This window comes from Phaeocystidibacter marisrubri (assembly GCF_008933165.1).
In the GTDB taxonomy this organism is placed as follows: domain Bacteria; phylum Bacteroidota; class Bacteroidia; order Flavobacteriales; family Schleiferiaceae; genus Phaeocystidibacter; species Phaeocystidibacter marisrubri.
Map to the genome: position 1 here is coordinate 911458 of NZ_WBVQ01000001.1, position 24798 is coordinate 936255.

The 24798-nt window shown below is 41.5% G+C and carries 23 protein-coding genes; 22 read left to right on the top strand and 1 reads right to left on the bottom strand.

Going from position 1 to position 24798, the window contains the following annotated elements; all coding sequences use genetic code 11:
- Positions 1-76: 76 nt before the first annotated feature.
- Positions 77-1075 (bottom strand): Gfo/Idh/MocA family protein, encoded by a 999-nt coding sequence (locus tag F8C82_RS04100; RefSeq protein ID WP_151692251.1) that lies wholly within the window; start codon positions 1073-1075, stop codon positions 77-79.
- A 481-nt stretch (positions 1076-1556) separates the two neighbouring features.
- On the opposite strand from F8C82_RS04100, the gene F8C82_RS04105 reads away from it, so the two are divergent.
- From F8C82_RS04105 to F8C82_RS04210, 22 genes are all read left to right on the top strand, one after another.
- Complete coding sequence (locus F8C82_RS04105) at positions 1557-2390, top strand: polysaccharide biosynthesis/export family protein (protein WP_151692253.1); 834 nt, start codon at positions 1557-1559, stop codon at positions 2388-2390.
- The gene (locus tag F8C82_RS04110; RefSeq protein WP_151692255.1) at positions 2390-4873 is read left to right on the top strand and encodes a GumC family protein; all 2484 of its coding nucleotides are present in this window, start codon (positions 2390-2392) and stop codon (positions 4871-4873) included. Before F8C82_RS04105 ends, F8C82_RS04110 begins: the two co-directional genes overlap by 1 nt.
- A gap of 115 nt (positions 4874-4988) precedes the next feature.
- Positions 4989-5507 (top strand): helix-turn-helix domain-containing protein, encoded by a 519-nt coding sequence (locus F8C82_RS04115; protein ID WP_151692257.1) that lies wholly within the window; start codon positions 4989-4991, stop codon positions 5505-5507.
- A 19-nt stretch (positions 5508-5526) separates the two neighbouring features.
- Positions 5527-6831 (top strand): nucleotide sugar dehydrogenase, encoded by a 1305-nt coding sequence (locus F8C82_RS04120; protein WP_151692259.1) that lies wholly within the window; start codon positions 5527-5529, stop codon positions 6829-6831.
- A gap of 3 nt (positions 6832-6834) precedes the next feature.
- Positions 6835-7833, top strand: coding sequence for an SDR family oxidoreductase (locus F8C82_RS04125; RefSeq protein ID WP_151692261.1), 999 nt, complete (start codon positions 6835-6837; stop codon positions 7831-7833).
- The gene (gene rfbF, locus F8C82_RS04130) at positions 7830-8597 is read left to right on the top strand and encodes a glucose-1-phosphate cytidylyltransferase (RefSeq protein ID WP_151692263.1); all 768 of its coding nucleotides are present in this window, start codon (positions 7830-7832) and stop codon (positions 8595-8597) included. The genes F8C82_RS04125 and rfbF overlap by 4 nt, the downstream gene beginning before the upstream one ends.
- A gap of 19 nt (positions 8598-8616) precedes the next feature.
- Entirely contained in the window at positions 8617-9705 is a 1089-nt protein-coding gene (gene rfbG, locus F8C82_RS04135; protein WP_151692265.1) for a CDP-glucose 4,6-dehydratase, read from the top strand.
- Positions 9681-10247 carry a dTDP-4-dehydrorhamnose 3,5-epimerase gene (gene rfbC / locus F8C82_RS04140; protein WP_151692267.1) on the top strand — a complete coding sequence of 189 codons (567 nt, stop codon included), beginning with the start codon at positions 9681-9683 and terminating at the stop codon, positions 10245-10247. The genes rfbG and rfbC overlap by 25 nt, the downstream gene beginning before the upstream one ends.
- 11 nt (positions 10248-10258) lie before the next feature.
- On the top strand, positions 10259-11386 hold the full coding sequence (locus F8C82_RS04145) for a DegT/DnrJ/EryC1/StrS family aminotransferase (protein ID WP_151692269.1): 1128 nt from the start codon (positions 10259-10261) through the stop codon (positions 11384-11386).
- A complete protein-coding gene (locus F8C82_RS04150) occupies positions 11383-11958 on the top strand; it encodes an acyltransferase (protein WP_151692271.1) in 576 nt (191 codons plus the stop codon). The genes F8C82_RS04145 and F8C82_RS04150 overlap by 4 nt, the downstream gene beginning before the upstream one ends.
- Positions 11959-11974: 16 nt before the next feature.
- Entirely contained in the window at positions 11975-13453 is a 1479-nt protein-coding gene (locus F8C82_RS04155; protein WP_262714040.1) for an oligosaccharide flippase family protein, read from the top strand.
- Between the two features lie 14 nt (positions 13454-13467).
- Positions 13468-14325, top strand: coding sequence for a sulfotransferase domain-containing protein (locus tag F8C82_RS04160; protein WP_151692275.1), 858 nt, complete (start codon positions 13468-13470; stop codon positions 14323-14325).
- Positions 14326-14328: 3 nt separating this feature from the next.
- Positions 14329-15276 carry a glycosyltransferase family 2 protein gene (locus tag F8C82_RS04165; RefSeq protein WP_151692277.1) on the top strand — a complete coding sequence of 316 codons (948 nt, stop codon included), beginning with the start codon at positions 14329-14331 and terminating at the stop codon, positions 15274-15276.
- Between the two features lie 10 nt (positions 15277-15286).
- A complete protein-coding gene (locus F8C82_RS04170; protein WP_151692279.1) occupies positions 15287-16456 on the top strand; it encodes a glycosyltransferase in 1170 nt (389 codons plus the stop codon).
- Between the two features lie 3 nt (positions 16457-16459).
- Positions 16460-17572, top strand: coding sequence for a glycosyltransferase (locus F8C82_RS04175; protein ID WP_151692281.1), 1113 nt, complete (start codon positions 16460-16462; stop codon positions 17570-17572).
- A complete protein-coding gene (locus F8C82_RS04180; RefSeq protein WP_151692283.1) occupies positions 17569-18801 on the top strand; it encodes a hypothetical protein in 1233 nt (410 codons plus the stop codon). The genes F8C82_RS04175 and F8C82_RS04180 overlap by 4 nt, the downstream gene beginning before the upstream one ends.
- Positions 18794-19798, top strand: coding sequence for a polysaccharide biosynthesis protein (locus F8C82_RS04185; RefSeq protein ID WP_151692285.1), 1005 nt, complete (start codon positions 18794-18796; stop codon positions 19796-19798). Before F8C82_RS04180 ends, F8C82_RS04185 begins: the two co-directional genes overlap by 8 nt.
- Positions 19795-20904 (top strand): polysaccharide biosynthesis C-terminal domain-containing protein, encoded by a 1110-nt coding sequence (locus tag F8C82_RS04190; protein ID WP_151692287.1) that lies wholly within the window; start codon positions 19795-19797, stop codon positions 20902-20904. The genes F8C82_RS04185 and F8C82_RS04190 overlap by 4 nt, the downstream gene beginning before the upstream one ends.
- A complete protein-coding gene (wecB, locus tag F8C82_RS04195; protein ID WP_151692289.1) occupies positions 20901-22034 on the top strand; it encodes a non-hydrolyzing UDP-N-acetylglucosamine 2-epimerase in 1134 nt (377 codons plus the stop codon). The genes F8C82_RS04190 and wecB overlap by 4 nt, the downstream gene beginning before the upstream one ends.
- Entirely contained in the window at positions 22031-23155 is a 1125-nt protein-coding gene (locus F8C82_RS04200; RefSeq protein ID WP_223279477.1) for a glycosyltransferase family 4 protein, read from the top strand. Before wecB ends, F8C82_RS04200 begins: the two co-directional genes overlap by 4 nt.
- Positions 23156-23162: 7 nt before the next feature.
- Positions 23163-24158 (top strand): MraY family glycosyltransferase, encoded by a 996-nt coding sequence (locus F8C82_RS04205; protein ID WP_151692293.1) that lies wholly within the window; start codon positions 23163-23165, stop codon positions 24156-24158.
- On the top strand, positions 24155-24796 hold the full coding sequence (locus F8C82_RS04210; RefSeq protein ID WP_151692295.1) for an acetyltransferase: 642 nt from the start codon (positions 24155-24157) through the stop codon (positions 24794-24796). The genes F8C82_RS04205 and F8C82_RS04210 overlap by 4 nt, the downstream gene beginning before the upstream one ends.
- Positions 24797-24798: the final 2 nt, after the last annotated feature.

Consider the following 24798-nt stretch of genomic DNA (forward strand, 5'->3'; position numbering starts at 1 on the left):
CGTCACCCGTCATCCAACATCCAACCCCTAAAACGTCTAAAACCCCTGAAACCTCAACCCAACCAACCCAACCTCATCACTTCCTTCCAGCCTCGTAAATCCGTTCAATGATATCCACCACCTTCATTCCTTCTAGGGCGTTAGTGGTGATTGTTTTTTGATTGGACAGTACATCGACTACGTTTTGGATCACGAAGTTGTGGTTCGCAGCGGAACCTTTGTAGGAACCGTAGTCATTACCCGGATTAGTAGGAGCGAGTTGTGGCATGGTGTAGCCTGGGATATTGCATACTTCCACTTGGTCCATATATTGTCCACCTACCTTCACACTGCCATTTTGAGCAATGATAGTAATGCTACTTTCCAAGTTTGAGTGAGCAACGGAAGTAGAATAATTGATGCATCCCATACCGCCGTTTACAAAGTCGAATTGAACCATTCCAGAGTCTTCAAACTCAGTAATTTCTTTGTGGTTGAAGTCGTTTAGTCGAGCTGTAATATTCTTGATATCACCGAAGAGCCAGTACATCACATCGATGAAGTGGGAGAACTGAGTAAACAGTGTTCCGCCGTCTAGTGCAATGGTTCCATGCCAAGAGTCACCATGGTAGTATCGACCATCGCGGTTCCAATAGCAATTGATTTGAACCATGTAGATATCGCCTAAAGTTCCATCTGCAATCAGTGATTTCAACCATTCTGAAGGAGGAGAATAGCGGTTTTGCATCACTACAAAAACATGGCGATGGACTTGAAGTGATTTGTAGATCACTTTTTCAGCATCTTCCTTAGATAATGCCATAGGTTTTTCGATCACCACATGAGCTTTTGCTTCCAAGAATTGAAGAGCGTGTTCTGCATGTAACCCGTTGGGTGTGGCAATGTTGGCGACGTCAAACGCAATATTCGACTGTAAGAAAGCCTCTATCGTGTCAAATAGAGGAACATCAATGTCCAATTCTACGTCAGATTGGTTTTCAATGACTGCTACCAATTCAGCATCGGGATTCGCGAGAATCATTTCAGCATGGCGTTTGCCAATTCTTCCGTAACCTATGAGGGCAAATTTTATCATACGAGTCAAGAGTTTTGGACCACCGGATTCTGACTTCAAGCTTTCGCTTGGCAACTGGCGTCTAAAGACACGAAGATAGGGGAAGTTTAGTGTATGGTCACAGCATGAAAGTCAAAGAAAAGCGGTGTCCATTGGGGGGAAGTTACTGTTGGTGATTCTCAGCATTCACATTTATCGTATTAGCGTAGCAATGGTGAAGGGTAGAAAATCTGAACTTCATTGTATTGTGAAAATGTGGCAGTACGAAAAAGGTTGACAATGTTCAATAAATTCATTTACAATCAAAAAGGCGGGCAACACGGGTAATGTACATACACTCAGTCTGCTACAAAGAACTCAGAGTATAGTACCTCCCTACTTAAGTTCTAAGTACAACTGACTTAAAATCACTAAATCTTTAACCTATTATTTACTTCTTGCATGTGGTAAGAGCCTTGGGCTTCGTATATTTGGCAGCTTAGTAATAACCCAACTACCAAATATGCCCAAGCAAGCAGCGCAATCGCGCACTCTGTTCAGGAGGTTTTCACTTGCCTCTCTCTTTTTAGTATTGGTTATAGGACTTGGTACCACTTCCTGCATCCCCCAAAAAGACTTGACGTATTTGCAAGTAGAAGAAGGCCAACAAGCCGATTCTTTGTACTCTATTCAACGTCAGAAATATGTTATTCAAGAGAATGATATTTTGAATGTAACCGTTCGCAGCTTTAGTGAAGAGGCTTCCGTAGCATTCAATAATGCACGAACTCAGAACCTACAAAACGTGGGTGATGGTTATTTCTATATCACAGGTTATTCCGTAGATAGTGAAGGTAGAATTGAACTGCCCGTCGTGGGTTCAGTTCTAGTGGAAGGATTGACGATTGAAGAGGCTAAAGTGGTTATCAATGAGAAGCTTAGCCTTTATTTTCAAGAAGACGCTATTTTTACGAGTGTTCAATTGAGTGGTATCCGATTCAGTGTAATTGGCGAAGTCAATCGCCCAGGAAAGTATACCATCTATCAGAATCAGGCAAATATATTTGAAGCGCTCGCACTTGCTGGCGATGCTAATATTTATGGTAAACGTAGGGAAGTTCAGATCATTCGCCAATATCCAGAAGGAGTTCGAGTAATTGATTTGGATTTGACAGATGTGAGCGTATTGACCAATCCGGATTTTATGGTTCAGCCCAATGATGTGATCAATGTGAAACCAATGAAGCAAAAGTCTTGGGGTATTGGAGAGAAAGGGTTTACATCTTTTGTTCAGACCCTCTCCATAATTAGTTCAGTGTTATTAATCGCGGTTTCGCTTCGTAATTTGAGCAATTGATGTCTGAGAATCCAAACAACCCTTTCAACGAGCATAAAGACGATGCCATAGACGTTAAGGCGATTCTTTACAAAATGCTCGGACACTGGCATATTTTCGGCTTTTGTGTTGTTATTGCTCTGTTCTTAGCGTTTCTAACCAATAGATATTCCAAGAAGCTTTATAGCACTTCCACTACAGTAGTTATTGCCGACGAAGGCAATGGTGCAGGAGGAGGAGTTGAAGGATTGATGAGTGCCATTGGTTATTATAACCCTCGACTTAAGTTTGAGAATGAAGTAGTGATTCTTCAGAGCTACAGTCTGATTGAGCGCACTTTGAGCAAGCTTGATTTTGGAATTACATATTACTCCCACGGTCGACTTATCGGTGAAGAGCAATATGCTTATCGTCCATTTATCATTGTGATGGATTCCACTGTACAACAAACCTTGAGTGTGCCATTCAATGTTGTTTTTAAAGGGGTTTCTGGGGATTTTGAGCTTTCCGCAAACATTCCGGCAAAAGCACAACAGTATGATTATATCTCTAGAGAAGTTTCCGAAGTCTCCAATGTCTTAGAGTCTATTGAACTCAATATATCTGGCACTCTGAACGAATGGGTAGAAGGACCTTTTGGGAGGTTTAAATTGGTGCCTACGTCTTCATTTATGAAACTCTCTTTTGAGTCAAATCAAGAGTTTAAGTTCGTTTTTAGAGATCCAGTAGGACTTCTTCTAGAACTGAAATCAGCCATTCAAATTTTGCCAACAGCGGAAGGTGCTTCAGGTATTGATATTCAGCTTGTAGGACCTGAGAAAATGAAGAATGAGGTATTCCTTACCATGCTAGTGCAGGAGTACATAGCCATGGGGATGGAAGAGAAGACCAATCAGGCTCAATCTACTATTGACTTCATCAGTGAACAGTTGAAGAGAGTTGAGGATAGTCTTGATGTTGCCGAATCGAGACGAGAAGAGTATCGCACCGAAGAACAAGTCATAGATCTTAGTGAACAAGGACGTGTGATTGCGTCAAATTTGAATAGCTTAATTGAGCGTAAAAATATTGAGCGATCCAACTTGGAATACTATAACTACATGGTTTCCTTGTTGCAGGATGAGTCACAACTTGACAATATCATCGCACCGAGCACTCTCGGTGTAAATGATCCAACCTTAGTTAGATTAGTAAGCAGCTTGCAAGAGCTCTACAACAGAAGACAAGTACTTTTAATTGGAGCTACGAGAGATAACCCTCAGGTGAGAGGGGTTTCCAACCAACTAAGGGTCACGATCGAATCTTTGAAGGAGAACCTCAATAATCTTTCTGAGGGGTCCAAGATTTTAATTCGCGACCTCAATAGACAGATTCGAGAAGTTGAAGGTGAGATTGCGAAATTGCCAAGAATGGAGCGTGATTACCTCCAAATTCAGCGTATTTATACCATCAACAATGAGTTGTACACGTTTTTGATGCAAAAGCTCGCTGAAGCTGGTATTGCCAAGGCATCCGTTCAACCTGATCAACGCGTAATTGATCCAGCTAGAACCAATGCTCTTCCAATTTCACCTAGAACATCGTTGAATTATGGTATAGCACTTCTATTGGGACTTGTATTTCCAGCCATCTATGTGTTCTTGAAAGATTTCTTCAGAGCCAAGATTGCGAGCCAAGAAGACCTCAAGGCTATTACATCAATTGACGTAATTGGTCAATTAGGCCATAATAGCAAACTGAGCAACCTCGTAGTATTGGATTCACCGAAAGCTGCGTTATCTGAAGCGTTCAGAGGACTAAGAGCTAGTTTGAAATTCATTAATACGGAGAATAGTACACCGTACTTAATCTCAGTAACTTCAAGTATTTCGGGTGAAGGGAAGACCTTTGTAAGTATTAATACCGCTTCCATTCTTGCAATCAGCGGAAGCAAAACGGTGTTGATTGGAGTTGACCTAAGAAAACCGAGGATTTACAATGACTTTGGTTTGAAGAATGATGTCGGATTGTCCAATTTCTTGGCAGGTCAAGTGTCAGTTCAAGAAATTATTCAAAAGACAACTCAGTCTGAGAACCTTGATATTATAAGTGCGGGCGTCGTTCCGCCAAATCCGTCAGAATTGATCATGTCTTCGAAATTCGCTGATCTGATCGAAGAGCTTAAGAAGAAGTACGAGTACATCATATTTGATACTCCTCCAATTGGCGTTGTGGCGGATACTTTCGAGGTGTTTAAGTACACCGATTTGAACCTTTTCGTCGTTCGACAAAACTACACCGTTAAAGGTCTCGTTAGGGCGATGGAGGATACGAGAAAGGTGCGCAACATTGAGAATATGTATATCGTCTTCAACGATGCACAACGCACAAACAATGGCTATGGTTACGGTTATGGTTACGGCTATGGCTACGGTTATGGCTATGGCTACGGCTACGGCTACGGTTATTATGGCGAGAGTGAGGATCAACCAGGTTTCTTTGCTCGATTATTCAAGAGAAGCTAGAGAAATGAAAAGAGGTAAAACTATGATTACGTAGATTTTACCTCTTTTTCTTGCTCAAGAGACTTAATCAAGTAATTTTGTTACCTGATTAAGCTACCAACCCAACCTAACCCTCTTGCTAAACATTCTCATCACATCAAAAACGAGAATTAAGCTACTCCTGAAATTCTTTTTAGACAGTGAGTCTAAAGGATATCTTCAGGGTTTGGCTCAAGAATTCGGCGAGAGTAGTAACGCGGTGCGCGTTGAACTCAATAGGTTTGAAGAGGCCGGACTTCTAGAGAGTCAGTTAGATGGACGAAAGAAGATATTTCGCGTCAATTACAATCATCCCTTAGTTCCCGATATCACCAACATGGTGAGAAAAGTAACCCGTCTAGACGCATTGATCGACAATGTTGTAGACCGCTTACAAGGATTGGATGAAGTTTGGATTTCATCAAAATCAATTGATGATTTTAAGTCAGGCCGAATAGAATTAATCTTCATTGGAGAGGAATTCGACATCCCGTATCTCAAGAGTCTTATCAAAAAAGCAGAAAATCACATGAATGTGCTCATTGGTTATAAAATCGCCAAGGAGATTTCAGATAGTGATAAACCTTTGTTTGCCCTGATCTGGGTGAATAAATAATATATCATAGAATCAGATTATGAATAGAATTGAAGACACAAAGATTGGTATCATCGGCCTCGGGTACGTTGGCCTACCTCTCGCTGTAGAGTTCGGAAAGAAATTCCCGACTGTAGGTTTTGACATAAATCGTTCAAGAGTTGATGAACTCAATAACGGTATTGATTCAACCTTAGAAGTTGATAATGAGAACTTAGCCTCTGTGTTGGGCAAGGATGTTAGAAAGGGGGAAATTGGTCTACTCAATTCTACATCGAAAGAAGATTTAGCGGAATGCAATTTTTACATTGTAACGGTTCCTACGCCAACAGATCATCACAACAGACCTGTACTCACTCCTTTGATTAAAGCTAGCGAAACAATTGGTAGCGTATTGAAGAAGGGGGATGTTGTGGTTTATGAATCTACTGTATATCCTGGCGTTACGGAGGATGAGTGTATCCCTGTATTAGAGCGTTTCTCGGGTTTGAAGTTCAACGTGGATTTCTACGCTGGTTATTCTCCAGAAAGAATTAATCCGGGAGATAAGGAGCACACCGTAACAAAAATCTTAAAGGTGACTTCTGGATCAACAGAAGAGGCCGCTGAGTACATTGACAAAGTGTATCAAACGGTTATTGTTGCTGGCACCTATCGCGCTTCGAATATCAAGGTTGCCGAAGCCGCGAAAGTGATTGAGAACAGTCAGAGAGATATCAACATTGCCTTTGTAAATGAGCTCTCAAAGATTTTCAACCTTCTGGGTATTGACACCAACGAGGTTCTCGAGGCGGCTGGTACAAAATGGAATTTCCTTCCATTCAGACCGGGCCTAGTTGGAGGTCATTGTATTGGTGTTGATCCCTATTACCTAGCTCAGAAGGCACAAGAAGTAGGCTATCATCCAGAAATTATCCTAGCAGGTAGAAGATTGAACGATGGAATGGGAGCGTATGTCGCCACTCAGTCGGTGAAGCACATGTTGAAGCGTCATATTGCGGTTGCTTCTTCTAAGGCTTTGATGTTGGGAATCACGTTTAAGGAAAACTGTCCTGATATCCGTAACTCTCGTGCTATTGATATCTACAATGAGCTCATCACCTATGATATGGATGTGGATGTATACGATCCATGGGCTGAAAAGGCGGAGGTGAAGCATGAGTACGGTATAGATATCAAAACAGAGCATTCTGAACTCAGCCCTGGCGACTATTCACTTATCATCGTGGCTGTTGCACACCAACAGTTTTTAGAGTTAGATCTCAAGAAGTTGGCCAGTGATCAACACGTGATATTCGATGTTAAATCCATTCTTCCTAAAGAATCGGTAACAGCAAGATTATAAGATATGTCAAGAAACAAGTATCACGATATTGATTTGAGTACGAGCTCTTTTCTGATTACAGGAGGAGCGGGGTTCATCGGTTCGAATTTGGTTGATTACCTGCTGCACTTTGGTGCGAAAAAGGTGAGGGTGTTGGATAACCTTTCAAATGGTTATTACCACAACATTGAAGAATTCATGAGCAATCCAGCTTTTGAATTTTTGGAGGGGGATATCAGAGACTATGAGACGTGTGTCACTGCTGTGGAAGGCATGGATTACGTTTCTCATCAGGCTGCATTGGGATCCGTTCCCAGATCAATCAAAGATCCCATCACTTCAAATGCGGTAAATATCAGTGGATACTTGAACGTCATTCAGGCGGTTAAGGAGAATGGAAATGTAAAGCGTTTTGTGTACGCCGCATCTTCATCGAGTTATGGTACTAGTCCGAAGTTACCTAAAGTAGAAGGGGAGGAAGGACTACCTCTTTCCCCATATGCGATTACGAAGAGAGTGAACGAGTTTTACGGTGATACTTTTTCCAGAGTATACGGATTTCACAGTATTGGTCTTCGCTACTTTAACGTCTTTGGTCCACGCCAGTCTTTCGACAATCCTTACGCGGCAGTAATTCCTCTTTTTTTCAAAGCATCTCTTAACAACGAGGCACCAAAGATTTTTGGGGATGGTGAAACTTCTCGAGACTTTACGTTTGTGGAGAACGCCATTCAGGCCAACATCAAAGGTATGTTGACTACAGACCTCAAGTCTCATGAGGTGATTAACATTGCATGTGGGGATAGAACCACATTGACCGAGCTATGGGGGATAATTGCGGAATTGACGGATTCGGATTTGAAACCTATTTATCAGGAAGAAAGACCTGGAGACGTTAAACACAGTCTTGCGGATATTACTAAGGCGAGAAACCTCATAGGATACAATCCACTGTATACTGTTAAACAGGGACTTAAAGAAGCTGCTAGTTTTTACATAAACCAACAAACAGAAAAGCCATGAAAGTAGTAATCTTAGCTGGAGGCTACGGATCGAGATTAGGACATGTAACGGAATTGATTCCGAAACCAATGGTAGAGGTTGGAGGTCGCCCTATCATTTGGCACATTATGAAGATATATGCTGCGCATGGCTTTAATGAGTTCGTGATTGCCTTGGGTTACAAAGGCAATGTGATTAAGGATTACTTCTACAAGTTGAAGAACTTCAGTTCAGATTTCACGGTCAACACAGCTACGGGTGAGATTCAGTACCACAGCGATAATGCTGATGAATGGAAGGTAACGCTCGTGGATACGGGACTTGAAACTTTGAAAGGCGGCAGAATCAAGCGTCTAGAAAAGTACTTGGACGATGTGAATTTCCTCACCTACGGAGATGGCGTTTCTAATGTTGATCTTCAGGCACTTCTCGAGTACCATAAGAACCACCAAAAGACAGTCACCATTACGGGTGTACGCCCTCCTTCACTGTTTGGAGAGGTGATTCAGAAAGATGGTCAAGTGTTGTCTTTTGAAGAGAAACCTCAAATTGGTCAGGGTTTGATCAATGGAGGGTTTATGGTATTCAATAAGAGTATGCTGGACAAGTTGAGCACCGATGTGAATTGCGACTTTGAATTCGGTCCACTTGAAGATTTGGCAAACGAAGGCGAAGTGATGGTTCATATCCACGATGGTTTCTGGGAATGTGCCGATACGGTTCGCGATGTGAATCACTTGAACAAGCTTTGGGATAAGAACGAAGCCGAATGGAAGATTTGGTAATCATTTAGTCTGAGTTTCCATGAAGTTTCTAGAAGTATATAGAGGAAAAAAGGTAATTGTAACGGGGCACACGGGCTTTAAGGGTTCTTGGATGTCCTATTGGCTGCATTCCGTTGGTGCTCATGTGGTTGGTATTGGTCTTGACCCCAAACGGGAAGAAGATCTCTACCATCAGTTAGAGCTATCATCTAAGATTGTCGATTATCGAGAGGATATTCGAAACCTTTCGAAGATGGTTGAAATCTTTGAAGCAGAACAGCCTGATTTCGTTTTTCACATGGCTGCTCAAGCCCTAGTGATTGATGGTTACAATGATCCAGTGTATACCTATGAGGTGAACGTTACCGGTACCGCTAATATCCTGGAAGCTCTGAGATCTCTTTCGAAAAAGGCAGTTGGTGTTTTCATTACTACAGACAAAGTGTATGAGAACAAAGAGTGGGAATGGCCTTATCGTGAAAGCGATGAATTGGGAGGATATGATCCCTACAGTTCAAGCAAAGCGGCGGCGGAAATTCTTATCCAATCATTTAGAAAGTCTTTTTTCAATCCCAATTCTTACGATGATCATTTGAAGTCTGTTGCTTCTGTTCGAGCTGGAAATGTCATTGGCGGCGGAGATTGGTCAGATAATCGAATCGTCCCAGATTGTATGAAGTCGATTCAACAATCGAAGGATATCGAATTGAGAAGTCCACTTGCTGTTCGACCTTGGCAACATGTATTAGAACCTATTGGAGGTTACCTTCTTTTGGGAGCTAAGATGTTTGAGAATCCAACGGAGCTCTGTGAAGCGTTCAACTTTGGGCCAGAAGCAGAGAACGTATTAACGGTTAAAGATCTTGTGGATGGTTTTGTAAAGCTGTCTGGTAAAGTTTCTTGGATTGATGTTTCAGACAAGAAAGTTCACCACGAGGCAAACCTTCTCACATTAGACATTAATAAAGCGAAAAAGAGATTGAATTGGCATCCAATTCTCGGACCATCAGACACGATCAAGTACACTTTTGATTGGTATATGTCGGTGGCAGAGAGTGGTGCTGAACAACTCTGCTCAATTCAGATAAACGACTACTCAGAGAGATGGAATTCAAAGAGAGAAAGCTAAAAGGCGTTTTTGAGATTACGCTAAACCCCATTCGCGATCACAGAGGCTTTTTTATGAGAAGCTATGATGTGAAAGAATTTGAAGCTCACGGTATTCACAGAGAGTGGAAACAAGAGAATCACTCCAAATCCATTCACACTGGTGTTGTTCGTGGAATGCATTTTCAACTTCCGCCGCATTCAGAAACAAAGATGATTCGCTGTATTGCTGGTGCCGTTTGGGATGTGTTTGTAGATCTCAGATTGGGTTCGCCCACCTTTGGACAATGGGATGCTGTAGAGTTGACACCAGAAAATGGAAAGCAAGTCTACATTCCTAGAGGATTTGGTCATGGGTTCTGCACCTTGAAGCCAAATAGCGAGGTCGTATATAAAGTCGACAACTTCTACAACAAAGAAGCGGAACGTGGTATTCTGTGGTCCGATCCAGACATTGGAATCGATTGGCCATTGAACGGTGTGGAGCCAACGCTTTCAGATAAAGATAAAAACAACTTAACGCTGGCTCAATTTGTCGAAGAGTACAAGGGCATTGAGCTGTAAATTAAACGCATATGAATATTAGACTATTCAAACCTTCAGTAGGTCAGGAAGAGCTTGATAACATTAAAGCTGCCTTTGAAAGATCATGGATTGGACTGGGGCCAAATGTGAACGAATTCGAAGAAGAGTGGGCAAAGTTTGTCGGTTCTGAAATCGCCATTGGCGTGAATTCAGCTACAGCGGCACTACACCTTGCTATTGCGTGCTTTAATTTCCCAAAAGGAAAGAAGGTTCTTGTTCCTTCTCAGACTTTCGCCGCTACGGCAACAGCGGTATTGTACAATGATTTGGTTCCTGTATTCGTGGATTCAGATCCAGTGACGCTCGGTATCGATTTGGACGATATGAAGGCCAAGTATGATGAAGATTGCGTTGCTGTCATTCCGGTTCACTATGCCGGACATCCTGTACCTATGGAGGTATTGGTGCCATGGGCAAAGGAAAAAGGTCTTCGTGTTATTGAAGATTGCGCCCATACAGCAGGAGCTATGTACAAAGGTAAAATCCTTGGTACCTGGGGAGACATTGGTTGTTATTCCTTTGAAGAGAAGAAGTTAATGACCACCGGCGACGGAGGTATGATGGTGACCAACGATCCTGAGCTCTTTAAGGATGTAAAGGCAATGCGCTGGGTAGGCATCGATAAGGATAACTGGAAAACAGCGCAATCGTACACCGACGAGAAGCGTGATGCCATGCACTGGTTTTATGAAATCAATGTGCTCGGTTATAAATACAATATGAATGACCTCGCGGCAGCGATTGGATTGGCCCAGCTTAAGAAGTTGCCGGCAATGAATGCTAGGAGATCTGAGATCATTCAGAAATACATGGATGGACTTCAAGGAGTAGAAGGTGTTATGCCATTGCTTCCTTTTGAGCCTTCCAACTACTGCTACCAAATGTTTGGTATTAGAGCGGATAGAAGAGATGAATTGATGATTCACCTTAAATCGAAGGGAATCGCTACGGGTTGTCACTACACACCGCTATCGATGCAGCCTCTCTTTACTCCATATGCAAAAGACTGTGGATTTATTGAAGCTGAATCTGAACGATTGATGACACTTCCGCTCCATGCAGATCTTACAGACGAAGAAGTAGAATACGTCATTGAAAACATTAGAGCTTTTAAATGATGCTCGATTTGCTTCGAAAGGCTTCTAAAGTACTTAGCTATCTGTTCCGCCCATTCATTATTGGGTGGAACAGCATCAGCTTTTTCGTTCGCTATCTACTGGCTGGACGAAGCAACGCTTTTTCTTACTTGAGCAGGGTTGGAAAGGAGTCTATCATCCCCATCATGAGATTAATGGGGGCTCAAATAGGTTCCAACTGCGATATAGAAACGGGGATTGTATTTCACAATTGCCATGATTTGAGAAAGCTCAGAATAGGTAATGATGTTCACATAGGGAAGCAGTGCTTTTTTGATTTGAGAGAAGAAATACACATTTCTTCTAACGTGGTTGTTTCTATGAAGTGCACTTTTATCACGCACATGGAGTTGACACAATCTAATCTCAGTCATCAATATCCTGCGAGCAGTGGTAAAATTCAAATTGGTCAGCATTCATACATTGGATCGGGTTCAACGGTTTTAATGAATGTAATCATTGGGTCAGAAGTGGTGGTGGCTGCAAATACATTGCTCATCCGATCAGTTGAATCGAAATCGAAGGTCAAGGGAATACCTGGCAAGCAATTTTAACCTAGACAATAGAGCTTTGGCATCGGAATTTAAAAGTCTCTTAAAAAGCACCTCGATGCTTGCAGGAACTAGATTTGCTCAATTTTTTGCAAGTTTAGCTCGTGTAAAGATTAGCGCTTTGATTCTTGGTACTACTGGTGTAGGTATCGTAGATCAAATTACATTTCTAACCAATAAAGTTTCGCAGTTTACGACCATTGGGACAGCTGAAGCTTTTGTCAAGCAATTAGCTGAAAGTAAATCAAAGGATGATGCTAAATCGCTTATTTACTCAGCATTTAAGTCATATGCATTAGTCATATTTGGGTTTGTGGTGCTGAGCGTTGGGTTAATGCTTGGTTTTAAAGAAGAGGTCACAAATTATCTCTTTGGTGAAGATGAATACATTGTATACTTCTTTGTTGCGCTTCTTACGTTTCCAATCCTCGTAATTCACAGTTTTCCGTTCTCTATACTGAAGGCTTTTAAAAATGTACGAGCCATCTCCAGAGCGCGAATTATTACAAGCGCTATTCAGTTTGTCATTTCCATCCCACTCATTCTAATTTGGGAGTTAGAAGGGGCGGTGGCCTACGTTCCTTTGGCCATTGCAATTGATGTGGCGGTTTTAATGTGGCTTGCGAACAAGAAGTGTTTTCAAGAGTATGAGATTAGTTTTGCACGTATTATAAAAGCGCCACTCAGAAGAGATTTCTTAAAAGAACTCTTCCTGTTTTCTGCTTTTGGTCTCACTGTTGGTGTCTTCTTGATTATTGTGGAATTAGTCACAAGGTCTATTGTATTGGATCACCTAGGAGTTGATGCTATTGGTTTGTATAGTCCAATCTTGTTATTCGCTAGTATTTTTACAGGTTTTATTCTTCCAGCTCTTTCGACGTATTTGTATCCTCGATTTAGTGAAATGAAAGGCCATAAGGAGGTAAGTGGGCTTATTAATGATGCATTGCGCATTGGTAGTTTTGGATTAATTCCATTACTGTTTATAGGTATTCCGTACCATAAACTCATTATTGTAACTTTCTATTCCACAGAATTTCTTGATGCCTCGAATTATCTACCCTATCATTTGATGGGAACTTCCTTCTTTGTCTGGTGGTACGTGTTCTCACAATCCCTTACCCCGATGGGTAAAATTAAGGTTCACGGGGTGTTTAGATTGTTTTATGGAAGTATTGACTTACTCGTTACCTACTGGGCTGTGAATCGTTATGGATTGATAGGATGGACGTTGAAATTTATCGTATCCCCATTTGTTTTCTTTTGGGTCTATATGATTTACACCAGAATCACATTTGATTTCTCATATCGCTTGAGCACCTTGAAGCTTATGGCATATGTGTTCATTGGAGGAGTGTCTCTCACAGTTTTGAGTCAGATGAACGATTTAACTCGCAATTTGAATTTCGTTATTGGTCCATTGCTCTTGCTTGGAACTTGGTACATCGCGTCCAAAGAGGAACGAAATGCACTTCTTTCTAAACTCAGAAGAAAATAACATACATCATTGATATGATCAAAAAGTCAAAACAAGCACTCAGTAAGTTGGCCAAGAAATCACAAGGAGTTATTTCTGGACTCAACCTGCCTTCGGTTTCAGATGTAGATCCAAAAGTGTATGATTATCAATTTGTTGATAAAGTTCTCAAGACAAAAATTGACAAACATCTCTTCTTAGTTTGTGCGCCCAAATCTGGATCAACTTGGTTATCTCATGTTGTTGAAGAATTGCTGGATTGGCCAAGTGTTAGGCTGGCTCCCAGTTTTGAACACAGAGAGCAGGAAATTGATTTGCTACCACTTTTGAGAAACTCAAATGCTCCTAAAGTTTACTCTTCTCATCAACATTGTAGGTATAGCTTGTATACGGAGAAAATATGTCGTCTCATCAATTCTCACATTGTACTTCAAGTGAGAGACATCTTCGATACAGTATATTCTTATGTCGATCACATGAACAAAGAGAGCGTAAGGGTTCCAGCTGGTTTCATGAACGATGAGATTTGGTCGAAGATGGACGATGAAGCTAAGTTTAGTTTTGTAGTTGATATGATCATTCCTTGGTACTTTAATTTTTATGCAGGTTGGATGACTTCTCCTTTGCGCCAAGAGGGAAAGGTGCATTTGATCACTTATCAAGACCTAAAAGAAGATTTTGGAGGTGTCATCAAAGGCATTTTCAATTTCATGGATGAGCCACTGTCGGATGATAAATTGAACAATGCAATTAGTGCCTCCAACCAAGCTAATACCAGAAAGAACAAAGGCGTGGCTGGACGCGGACAAGGACTGCCTAAGGAACTTCAAGCTCGTATCCGCAGGTATGCCACTTATTATCCAGACGTTGATTTCACACCATTAGGACTATAGGCCATGATTACAGCGATTACACTGAATTACAATCAGAACGACTATACCAGCAAATGTGCTCTTTCCGTGTTAGAATCGGTGGGAGAAGACATTCATTTAGTGGTTATTGACAATGGCTCTACAGAAGATAATTTCAGAGAGCTTAAATCTTTACTACCTCTTGATGATTCACGATTGACTGTTCATAGAATTGTTGACAATATCGGGTACGTTGGGGGTGTGAATGTAGGATTGAAAATTGCTTTCGAGCAAAGAAATTCGGATTACACACTTGTCATGAATAATGACACTATCATCGATTCGAAAGCAATCACTGAATTGATACAAACCGCCAAGAAGCACGATAATAAGGCCATCGTATCAGGTAAAGTATATAACTATGATGAACAAGATACACTCCAGTTCATCGGTAATGGTAAAGGCAAAACTGGATTACTTGATTTTCCCGCTTTTGTCAAGAATAGAAGAGAGAAGGATCTCGGTCAATACGATCAAGAGATGGAGATGGGTATGATTGATGACATCTTCTGGTTGATTCCGAAACTTGTCTTTGATCAAGTTGGGTATTATTCAAATTACTTCTTTCTCTATGGGGAGCAAAACGACTATGCACTCAGAGCGGTCAAGGCTGGAAATAAATTGATTTACACGCCAAATGCGAAGATTTGGCATAAAGGCAAGGTCACCACGGCCGATGGAGATTCGAACTCACCGAAAATTGAGTATTGGAGATCTTTTGCCGTAATGAAAATTGCTGTACTTCACTTTTCAGGAGCTGATTCTAAAAAGCTCTTGTCACAATGGAAATACAAGAGAACATTGAAAGTGATGATTTGGATTCTTACAGGAAAATCAAAGTTCTCATCACTCAAAGCTCACCTTCTTGCCATTAAGCATTTCAAATTTTGGAATAAAGTGAGGTATGTAGACAACGGATACAACCCATTTTGATTCTGGAAACATGAGCAAAGGGACAATCATATATATAGGAGGATTCATACTTCCAGATGGTAACGCAGCTGCACAACGCGTAATCGGATTGGCAAAGGGTTATAAGGACCTAGGCTACCACATCGTATTTGTGGATACTCAGCACGGTCTAGAAGAAAGAGACGTGCTGAAGACGTATCATCAGGAGCATGGTTTTGATGTATATAGTGTTCCGTATCCAACAGGAGTCCTCGATTGGGTTCGCAATGTCACTTCTCATCAATCATTTCTAAAGGTATTTGAAGAAGTTTCTAAGGGTGGGGATATTAAAGCGGTAATCGCTTATAACTATTCGTCCATTGCTTTGGCTAGAATCATTAAATTCTGTCAGAGACGAACCATTCCTGTAGTTTCAGATAATACAGAGTGGGCTCTTGGTAGCATGAAAAGTCCGTCGGGAATTCTGAAAAATATAGATACTTGGTTGTTGATGACAGTTGTTCAGAAAAGATTGAATGGAGTCATTGCCATTTCTGAGTTCCTCTACAACTACTATTTCAAAATAGTTCCCAACGTGGTTCAAATACCACCTACAGTGGACAAAGCCGACGAGAAATGGCCGAAGCAGATTACCTCTACTGACCACACCTTAAAGCTGATTTATGCCGGATCTCCTGGCAATGGAAGGAAGGATAGACTTGACAAGATCATTTGGTCATTGGTCCAATGTGAGCAGGAATTCAAGAAGCCAATTGAGCTTAAAATTATTGGGATTACTGAAGAACAGTATCGAGAGAGCTTTAAAATGAGTCCGGAGAAGGGTATACCTACTTTCGTTCAGTTCTTTGGTCGATTGAATCACAAAGAGGTAATTCACCATCTATCACAAGCTGATTTCTCGATTTTCATAAGGGATACAAATCGAGTGAACACCGCAGGATTTCCTACCAAATTTGTGGAGTCGGTTTCAAGTTCCACACCTGTTTTGTGTAATAATACGAGTAACCTCAGTGACTTCATCGAGGGTGAGGGTCTCGGCTTTTTTATTGACCCTTCATCCGAACGGAGTTTGTTCGACAGCTTTAAGAAAGTATTCATGCTTTCAACTGAAGAAAAAAACAGTTTGAAAGAAAGATGTTTAGAGTCTCAAGTTTTTGACTACCAAGTCTATATGTCAGAATTAGAACGTGTTATTTCCTAATTGATGAACACAGTACAAAGCGAACAAGGCACGGTTTCTAAACCTGTAATAGCAATGGACTTATCCACTGCTGGTAAAGGAGGGGGGCCGTTTACAAGTACCACTAGACTTATGGAGTCCGAGCTTAAGGAGTCTTATGAATTTAGGACGATTTGGTATGATGTGAGCCTTGGAGCAGGTGTCAGTTGGAAACGCATTCTCCATCTTAGAGACCAGATTCGTGAGATTAAGCCCGACATCGTTCATTATACGGGGTTACAATTGTCAGGATTCCACATGGCCGTTGCATGCAGATTGGCAGGTGTAAAACGTACCGTTGTTTCTGTTCGAGGCTTTTCAGGAGATGCCTTGTACTTCTCCAAGATTAAAAGTTTCTTACTGACTTATATTCTTGAACCATTCACATTATTGAGTGCAACCAGAGCAGTAGGAGTTAGTAAGTACGTTGCAAATAGAAAGGCCTTAAGAATCCTTAAATCAAAGACGAGGTCATTTATTTACAACTTTCCACCGCCAGTATCTCAATCTATTTCAAGAGATGACATTCGGAAGGAGCTGAAAATTCCTGCGGATCAAGTAGTTGCTATTTCAGTGGCTAGAATTACCAAAGACAAGGGTTATCACATATTTAAGGATTCTATTCGCTCTCTCTCGAAGCAGACAAATCTTACCATTTTAATTGTGGGAAGAGGAGAGTACCTAGACGAGATGCAAGAAGAATTGTCCGATCAGATTGCGAAAGGTCAGGTTGTGTTTTTAGGGTATAAGGCAAATGTGGGCGATTATCTGAATGCCTCTGATATATTTGTTCTTCCTACCTTGCACGAGACCCTCTCTGTAGCGCTTTTAGAAGCCTCTTCTTACCACTTGGCTTTAGTCGCCTCAAACACGGGTGGAGTTCCTGAAATTGTAATTGATGGCCATAATGGCAGGTTGGTAGAGCCAGGAAATGCCTCTGAATTAAGCGAAGCCATTGCAGAATTAGTCGCTAGCGTTGAAAAGAGAAAGGAATTTGGACATAATGCTTTCAATAGGGTGAATACCACTTTTGATCGGAGACGATTGGAGTCGCAATGGGATGAATTGTACAAAACTATTCTGAAGGAGAAAAGATGAGATCTAGACTTATTCTCAGCAATATTATCCTGTTTGTACTCGCATTGATATCCTTTTTGCCACAGGTAAGGGTATTCTCATTCTTCAATCAATTGTGGGCGGCATTGATGATCCTTTGGTTGCTTGTTTCGCTTACTATTGGAAAAAGAGCAATATTCAACCGTTCGAAGTACAGGATGTATGTTGGTGTATTTGTCCTATATACCGTATTGATTTCTTACTTCTTTGGCAATGGTGTTATAGGAAACCGATTCTTAGAGCTCTCACAATTGTATTTATTCTACATTGGTTATGAGATCAATAAATATTACGGCTTTCACTATTACAACAAGCGAATTATTTACGGGTTGATCCCCTTTATTGTCGCGACCTGTCTTACAACGATCAGAGCCTTACTGGTTAATCCTTTCGCATCGAGAGATATTCTTGAAAGAGGTGCCGTTGAAAGAGCTTCTACCTCTGTTGGGGGGTATGGGTTTATTTATTTCATTGTAGTGATCTTCTGTTCGTTGCTTTTCTATTTTGGCAGGAATTCAATGCCAAGGAAGCATCGACTTACTGTCCTGTCACTGTTGGGGCTCTTATTTGTTACCGTGTTACTTTCCAACTTCATGACCGGCCTGCTTCTTTGTCTCTTTGCATTGGTGATGAGGATCTTTTTCCCTCGACTTTCGAAAGGACGTGCCATTATAATCGTCACGGTTGGTGTATTTATCTTTTTGTTCTTTGAACCTATCATAGTCTTGATATCGGATGCCGCATTGGCTTATCTAGGCGATTCATTGAACGCTTCTAGGGTAAAAGAGATTAGAGATTTGCTGATCAAAGGAAATTCGGGAGCTTCAGTAACAGCAAGGGCAGACACGTACTCTCAGAGTTTTAAGCTTTTCCTGAATAATCCTTTTTTTGGAATCATTGTAGATCCAATACGTAGAGTTGGGGCTGGGGTTTCGGGATTTGGACAACATTCTCAAGTGCTTGATACCTTTGCTTTATTTGGGTTCTTAATAGGAACAATTCAGGTCTATTTGATAGGAAATCCAATCGCCAAGAGAATCAATTTTAAAACCAAACAGAACAATAATTTGCCATTGATTATGCTCATTGTAGCGTTCTCTTTGGCTACTGTCAACAACTTAACCCCGTCTATCGGATTCGCGATATTCTTCATTTTCCCCGTGATTCATGATGAAGTGTTGATGCGAGAAAATAAGCTAGCATATGTTTAAAAATAAGAGACTTCTCATCACCGGAGGCACAGGTTCGTTTGGAAATGCTGTACTGAAGGGATTCCTAGATTCTGATATTGAAGAAATCAGAATCTTTAGTCGCGACGAAAAGAAGCAAGATGATATGCGTCATCAGCTTCAAAGTGATAAAGTAAAGTTCTTTATCGGAGATGTAAGAGACTCCGATAGTCTCCAATATGCGATGGAAGGTGTAGACTATATCTTTCATGCGGCGGCCTTAAAGCAAGTTCCATCTTGTGAATTCTACCCTATAGAAGCCGTGAAGACGAATGTTCTCGGAACGGAGAATGTCTTGAACGCAGCCATTCGCAACCATGTTGAAAAGGTTATTTGCCTCAGCACGGACAAAGCGGCCTATCCCATTAATGCAATGGGGATTTCAAAAGCAATGATGGAAAAGGTTGCGGTTGCCAAATCGCGTGTGGCTCATGGCACAACCATCACGGCAACCCGTTATGGAAATGTAATGGCAAGTAGGGGATCGGTTATTCCTCTGTTTATTCAGCAGATTAAAGAAGGCAAGCCTTTAACACTCACCAATCCTGAAATGACCCGTTTTATGATGTCGTTGGAGCAGGCCGTTGAGTTGGTGTTGTTCTCTTTCGAAAATGGAAAATCAGGAGATTTGTTTGTTCAGAAAGCTCCTGCGGCAACCATTGGACAGCTTGCAGAAGTGATGCTCGATATTTTCAACAGTACAGTAGGGGTACGCGTGATTGGAACACGTCATGGTGAGAAACTCTATGAAACCTTGCTTACAGCAGAAGAACGAGTGAAGAGTGAAGACTTGGGCGATTACTATCGAGTAACCGCAGATGATAGAGACCTGAACTACGGTAAGTACTTCTCCGAGGGAAATGAAGAAGTTCAGAAAATCGAAGACTACCATTCTCATAACACATACCGACTTTCGAATGATGAACTCAAGAAGTTGATTCTTCAGTTGGAATACGTTCAAAATGAATTGAAAGGATGAAGATAGCCGTTACAGGAGCCAGTGGGTTTATAGGGAAAAACTTGATTTCCCGTTTGCAAAGACTGGAAGAAGTGGAGCTGGTAGAGATTACTCGAAACACATCTGTTGACGATTATTCAAGCCTATTGGAAAATGTAGATGTCATTTACCATTTGGCAGGGGTGAATCGTCCCAAAACGGAAGAGGAGTTTACCACCGGAAATACCGATCTAACGGAGCAGCTCATCCGTCATTTGGGAGGTGAGAAGTGTCCTGTTTTTGTCATGAGTTCTTCCACTCAGGCGTTGATAGATAATCCGTACGGCATTAGTAAGAAGAGGGCAGAAGATTTGGTAGTTGAAGCTACAAATCAAGGTAAATTGAAAGGTGTGATTTACCGATTGCCCGGTGTTTTTGGCAAGTGGTCAAAACCGAATTACAATTCAGTTATTTCTACATTTTGTCACAATGTAGCTCACGGTAAACCATTGGAAATTAGAGATCCTAATTACACGTTTCCAGTGGTTTATGTAGATGATGTGGTAGAGCAGTTCTTGGAGCAGATTTCACATGACTCCGTCGAGAACGAGTGTAAGTACGAAGAGATTAGAACGGTTTTCAATGTTTCTTTGGGATATCTGGCTAAAACGATCTCCTCATTTCCTACCAATCGAGAAACGCTTATTGCTCCAGCTGTAGGCGATACCCTTACCAAGTATCTCTATAGTACCTATTTATCCTACCTTCCAGAAGATCAGTTCGCTTATCCGATGGAACTCAAAGTGGATAATAGAGGAGATCTTTTTGAATGGATTAAGTCTGAGGCGTTTGGACAAGTCTTTATATCCACAACTAAACCGGGAATCACGAGAGGGAACCACTATCACCATACGAAGACCGAGAAGTTCTTAGTCATTCGAGGAGAGGCGGTCATTCGATTTAGACACATTTTCTCAGATCGAGTAATTGAATATCCCGTAAACGGCAAAGAACCTAAGGTGGTAGATATACCAACGGGATACACGCATAACATCACAAATGTTGGTGATACGGAGTTGATCACCCTTTTCTGGGCCAATGAAATTTTCGATCAGAATCGAACAGATACTTATTTCTTAGAAGTATGAAAAAGTTAAAGGTACTTACGGTAGTAGGCACAAGACCAGAGATTATTCGTCTTGCACGCGTGATGGCAAAGCTAGACGAGTCTGATGCAATTGAGCATATTCTAGTCCACACTGGGCAGAACTACGACTATGAATTGAATCAGATTTTCTTTGAAGATATGGGAATTCGCAAACCAGATTACTTCTTGGAGGCCGCTGGAAAAAATGCGACAGAAACCGTTGGACAGATTCTGATTAAAATTGATCCAATCTTAGAAAGTGAAGCTCCTGATGCTTTTCTGGTTTTAGGCGACACAAACAGTTGCCTGTGTGCCATTCCAGCAAAGAAGAGAAAGATTCCTATTTTCCATATGGAGGCGGGAAATCGATGCTTCGATCAACGCGTTCCTGAAGAAACGAATAGAAAGATTGTAGATCATGTGGCTGATGTCAACCTGACTTACAGTGACATAGCGAGAGAATACTTGCTAAAAGAAGGTCTTCCAGCCGATCGTATCATCAAAACAGGAAGTCCGATGTTTGAAGTTCTGGGTCATTATATGGATCAGATTGACGCATCAGACGTACACACACGCCTTGGATTAGAGAAGGGAAAGTACTTTGTAGTTTCTGCTCACAGGGAAGAGAATATTACGAATGATGTGAATTTCAATGGGCTTCTAACTTCCCTAAATACAATCGCTGAGAAGTACGGTTACCCCATCATTGTTTCTACGCATCCTCGTACGAAGAACCGACTCGCGACTTCCAATGTTGAAATGCACGAGCTGGTTCAGTTCCTTAAACCGCTAGGGTTCTCTGATTACAACGCACTACAGAAGAATGCATTCGCGGTACTTTCGGATAGTGGAACAATTTCAGAAGAATCGTCCATTATGAACTTCCGTGCGCTGAATATCAGAGATGCTCATGAGCGACCTGAAGCAATGGAGGAAGCTTCTGTAATGATGGTTGGTATGGATCCAGAACGAATCATGCAAGGTCTTACCCAATTGAGTTCTCAGAACTTAGAGAATAGAAACTTTAGACCTGTAGCGGATTACTCTATGCCGAATGTGGGTGAAAAAGTAGTTCGAATCATTCTATCCTATACCTCGTACATTAATCGTGTGGTTTGGCAGAAGAGATGAGGATACTTTTCTCAAATAACAGTGCTTGGTCCGTTTATAATTTCCGTCGCAAAATGCTGGCGGAGATTAGAGAGTCTATGGGGTGTGAGATTCACGTTTTGTGCCCTTGGGATGAAGTATACTCCAACCTTCTAAAAGAGGAAGGCTTTGTGGTTCATCGTCTTGATTTTCACAATAACGACGCTTCATTTTCCAATCAGATACGATTGTTTTTGAAGTATAGAACCATCTATAAACAGATAGCACCTGATGTGATTTTGCACAATGCCATCTTGCCTAATATTTACGGTTCTTTGGCAGCTAGGTTGAATGGCATCCCGGTTATCAATAATGTTTCTGGTCTTGGTTCTGCCTTTATCAAAGGGGGCTTAACATGGAAGTTGATCAAAATACTCTACAAGTTGAGTCAGAGAAAAGCCGATCATATTTTCTTTCAGAATGAAGATGATCAAGCCTATTTCGTTCAGCATATCCTTGGCCGTAGAACCAATTATTCTCTCCTTCCTGGTTCAGGCGTTGACATCGACCGGTTCCATCCAAAGCACCGAACATTTGGGACGAATGACAGTACGGAGCTGTGCTTTGTAGGTAGAGTTATCAAGGACAAAGGAGTAGTGGAATATGTGGATGCCATCAAAATTCTTCGTTCAGAAGGCGTGGATGCCAAGTTCCACATTCTCGGTGGATTGGATGAGATGCAGATAACAGGAATCTCTCGCGCCACCGTTTCTCAATGGCAGTCTGACGGTTTGATTATTTACCATGCACAAACGGATAGTCCTGAATTAGAGCTGGGTAAGTATGATGCCATTGTACTTCCTTCCTATCGGGAAGGAATGTCCAGAGTCTTGCTCGAAGCAAGTAGTTCAGGGGTGCCGATTATTACTACCAATGTACCGGGCTGTAGACAAGCGGTGATCGCAGATGAAAGTGGATTTCTTTGTGAGCCAAAAGACGTAAATTCTCTCCAGCAAGCGATTTTAAAACTTTTGGGTAAATCCAAAGGTGAGCGATTGCAAATGGGGGATAGAGGAAGGAAGCTAGCGGAAGATACTTTTGATGAAAAGTGGGTGGTAGGTAGCTATCTAGATCAAATAAAAAAATTGACTCAATCCAACTAACTGTCTGATGTTTCAGCTTGACAACATTACGCTAGCGGTACTTTTCTCAGTTTTTGTACTGCTAGAAATGCTCTATATATGGATCGCACCGCGCATTGGAATAGTAGATGTTCCATCAGGTCGATCTTCGCATTCCACACTGACCATTAGAGGAGGGGGGATTATCTTTCCGATTTCTATTTTCATAGGGTTAATAGTATCCCAGAATAGCAGTGTGATGGATCATGCCGCTTGGGTCGTATCAGGCTTATTTACCATTTCTGTCATCAGCTTCATTGATGATAAATACACCATTAAGCCGCTATCTCGTTTGGTGGTTCATATCCTATCGGTCGTACTTCTCTTATGGGGGATGGGATTTGATTCGCAACCATGGTATTTGTGGTTGGCTGCATTAGTCTTAATCATAGGTTGGATCAACGCATTCAATTTTATGGATGGTATTAATGGGATCACGGCATTGTACGCTTTATCTATCATCGTTCCAGCATTATTCCTGTATAGCAGCGGTGAGTACCAAACTCTATTGGATTCCTCTATTGTTGAGGTAGGATTACTTTCTGTACTTGCATTTGGGGTTTTCAACATACGCCGCAAGGCCAGAACTTTTGCTGGTGACGTTGGTAGCGTGAGTATGGCGTTTATTCTGGCGTTTATCTTGTTGGATCTAATGCTATCTGGATATGGATTCTCAATCCTTGTCTTTTTCTCGGTTTATGGGGTAGATACCGTGTTTACAATCCTTACGAGATTAAAGAAAGGTGAGAATATTTTTGAAGCACATCGAACCCATTTGTATCAGTACTTGGCCAATGAAATGAAGATTCCACATGTGGCTGTTTCTGCGATCTATGCGTCCATTCAATTACTCATTAATCTGGGTTGGATAGGAATGAGTTCGAATAACCGATTTTCGTATTTCATTCTAGTTTTGGGTGGATTAGTTGCGGTTTACCTCCCTTTTAAAATGAAATTGGTTTCTAAAATTAGGGCGAAAGCATGATCGGTGATGCAAATCATATGACCTTGTTGATTGTAGGTGCAGGTGGCTTAGGCAGAGAGGTAGCCGCTACAGCCCTAGCATTGGGGAATTGGAATGAGATTGCCTTTGTGGACGACAATGCCACAGAACCTGTTAATGGGTTATCGATTTGGGGAGATGTAGCTGATTTGAGTACTGCGGAAGGACACTATGAGGTCATGATTGCCATAGGTAACCCTAGTTTAAAGCGATCAATTCATGAACGGCTGAAGAAGAATGAGAAATTAACCTTTCCAACCATCGTTCATCCCAATGCCAGAATTCATTGGCCAGAATATGTTCATCTTGGCAATGGTACATATATAGCCGACGGCACCATTATTACAACTAATGTTCGGATTGGTGATTTTGTGCTCATCAATTTGGGGTGTACCGTTGGACATGATACCACAATAGGAGATTACAGTTGTATAATGCCTTCCGCTAATATTTCAGGTGGAGCGACCTTAGAAGAAGAGGTTTACATAGGGACAGGGGCAAAGTTGATAAAGGCGACTAAATTGGGACGAGGATGTGTAGTAGGAGCAGGCGCTGTTGTGAATATAGATATCCCCATCAATGAAACTTGGGGTGGGGTTCCAGCCAAACCACTAAAATGAGC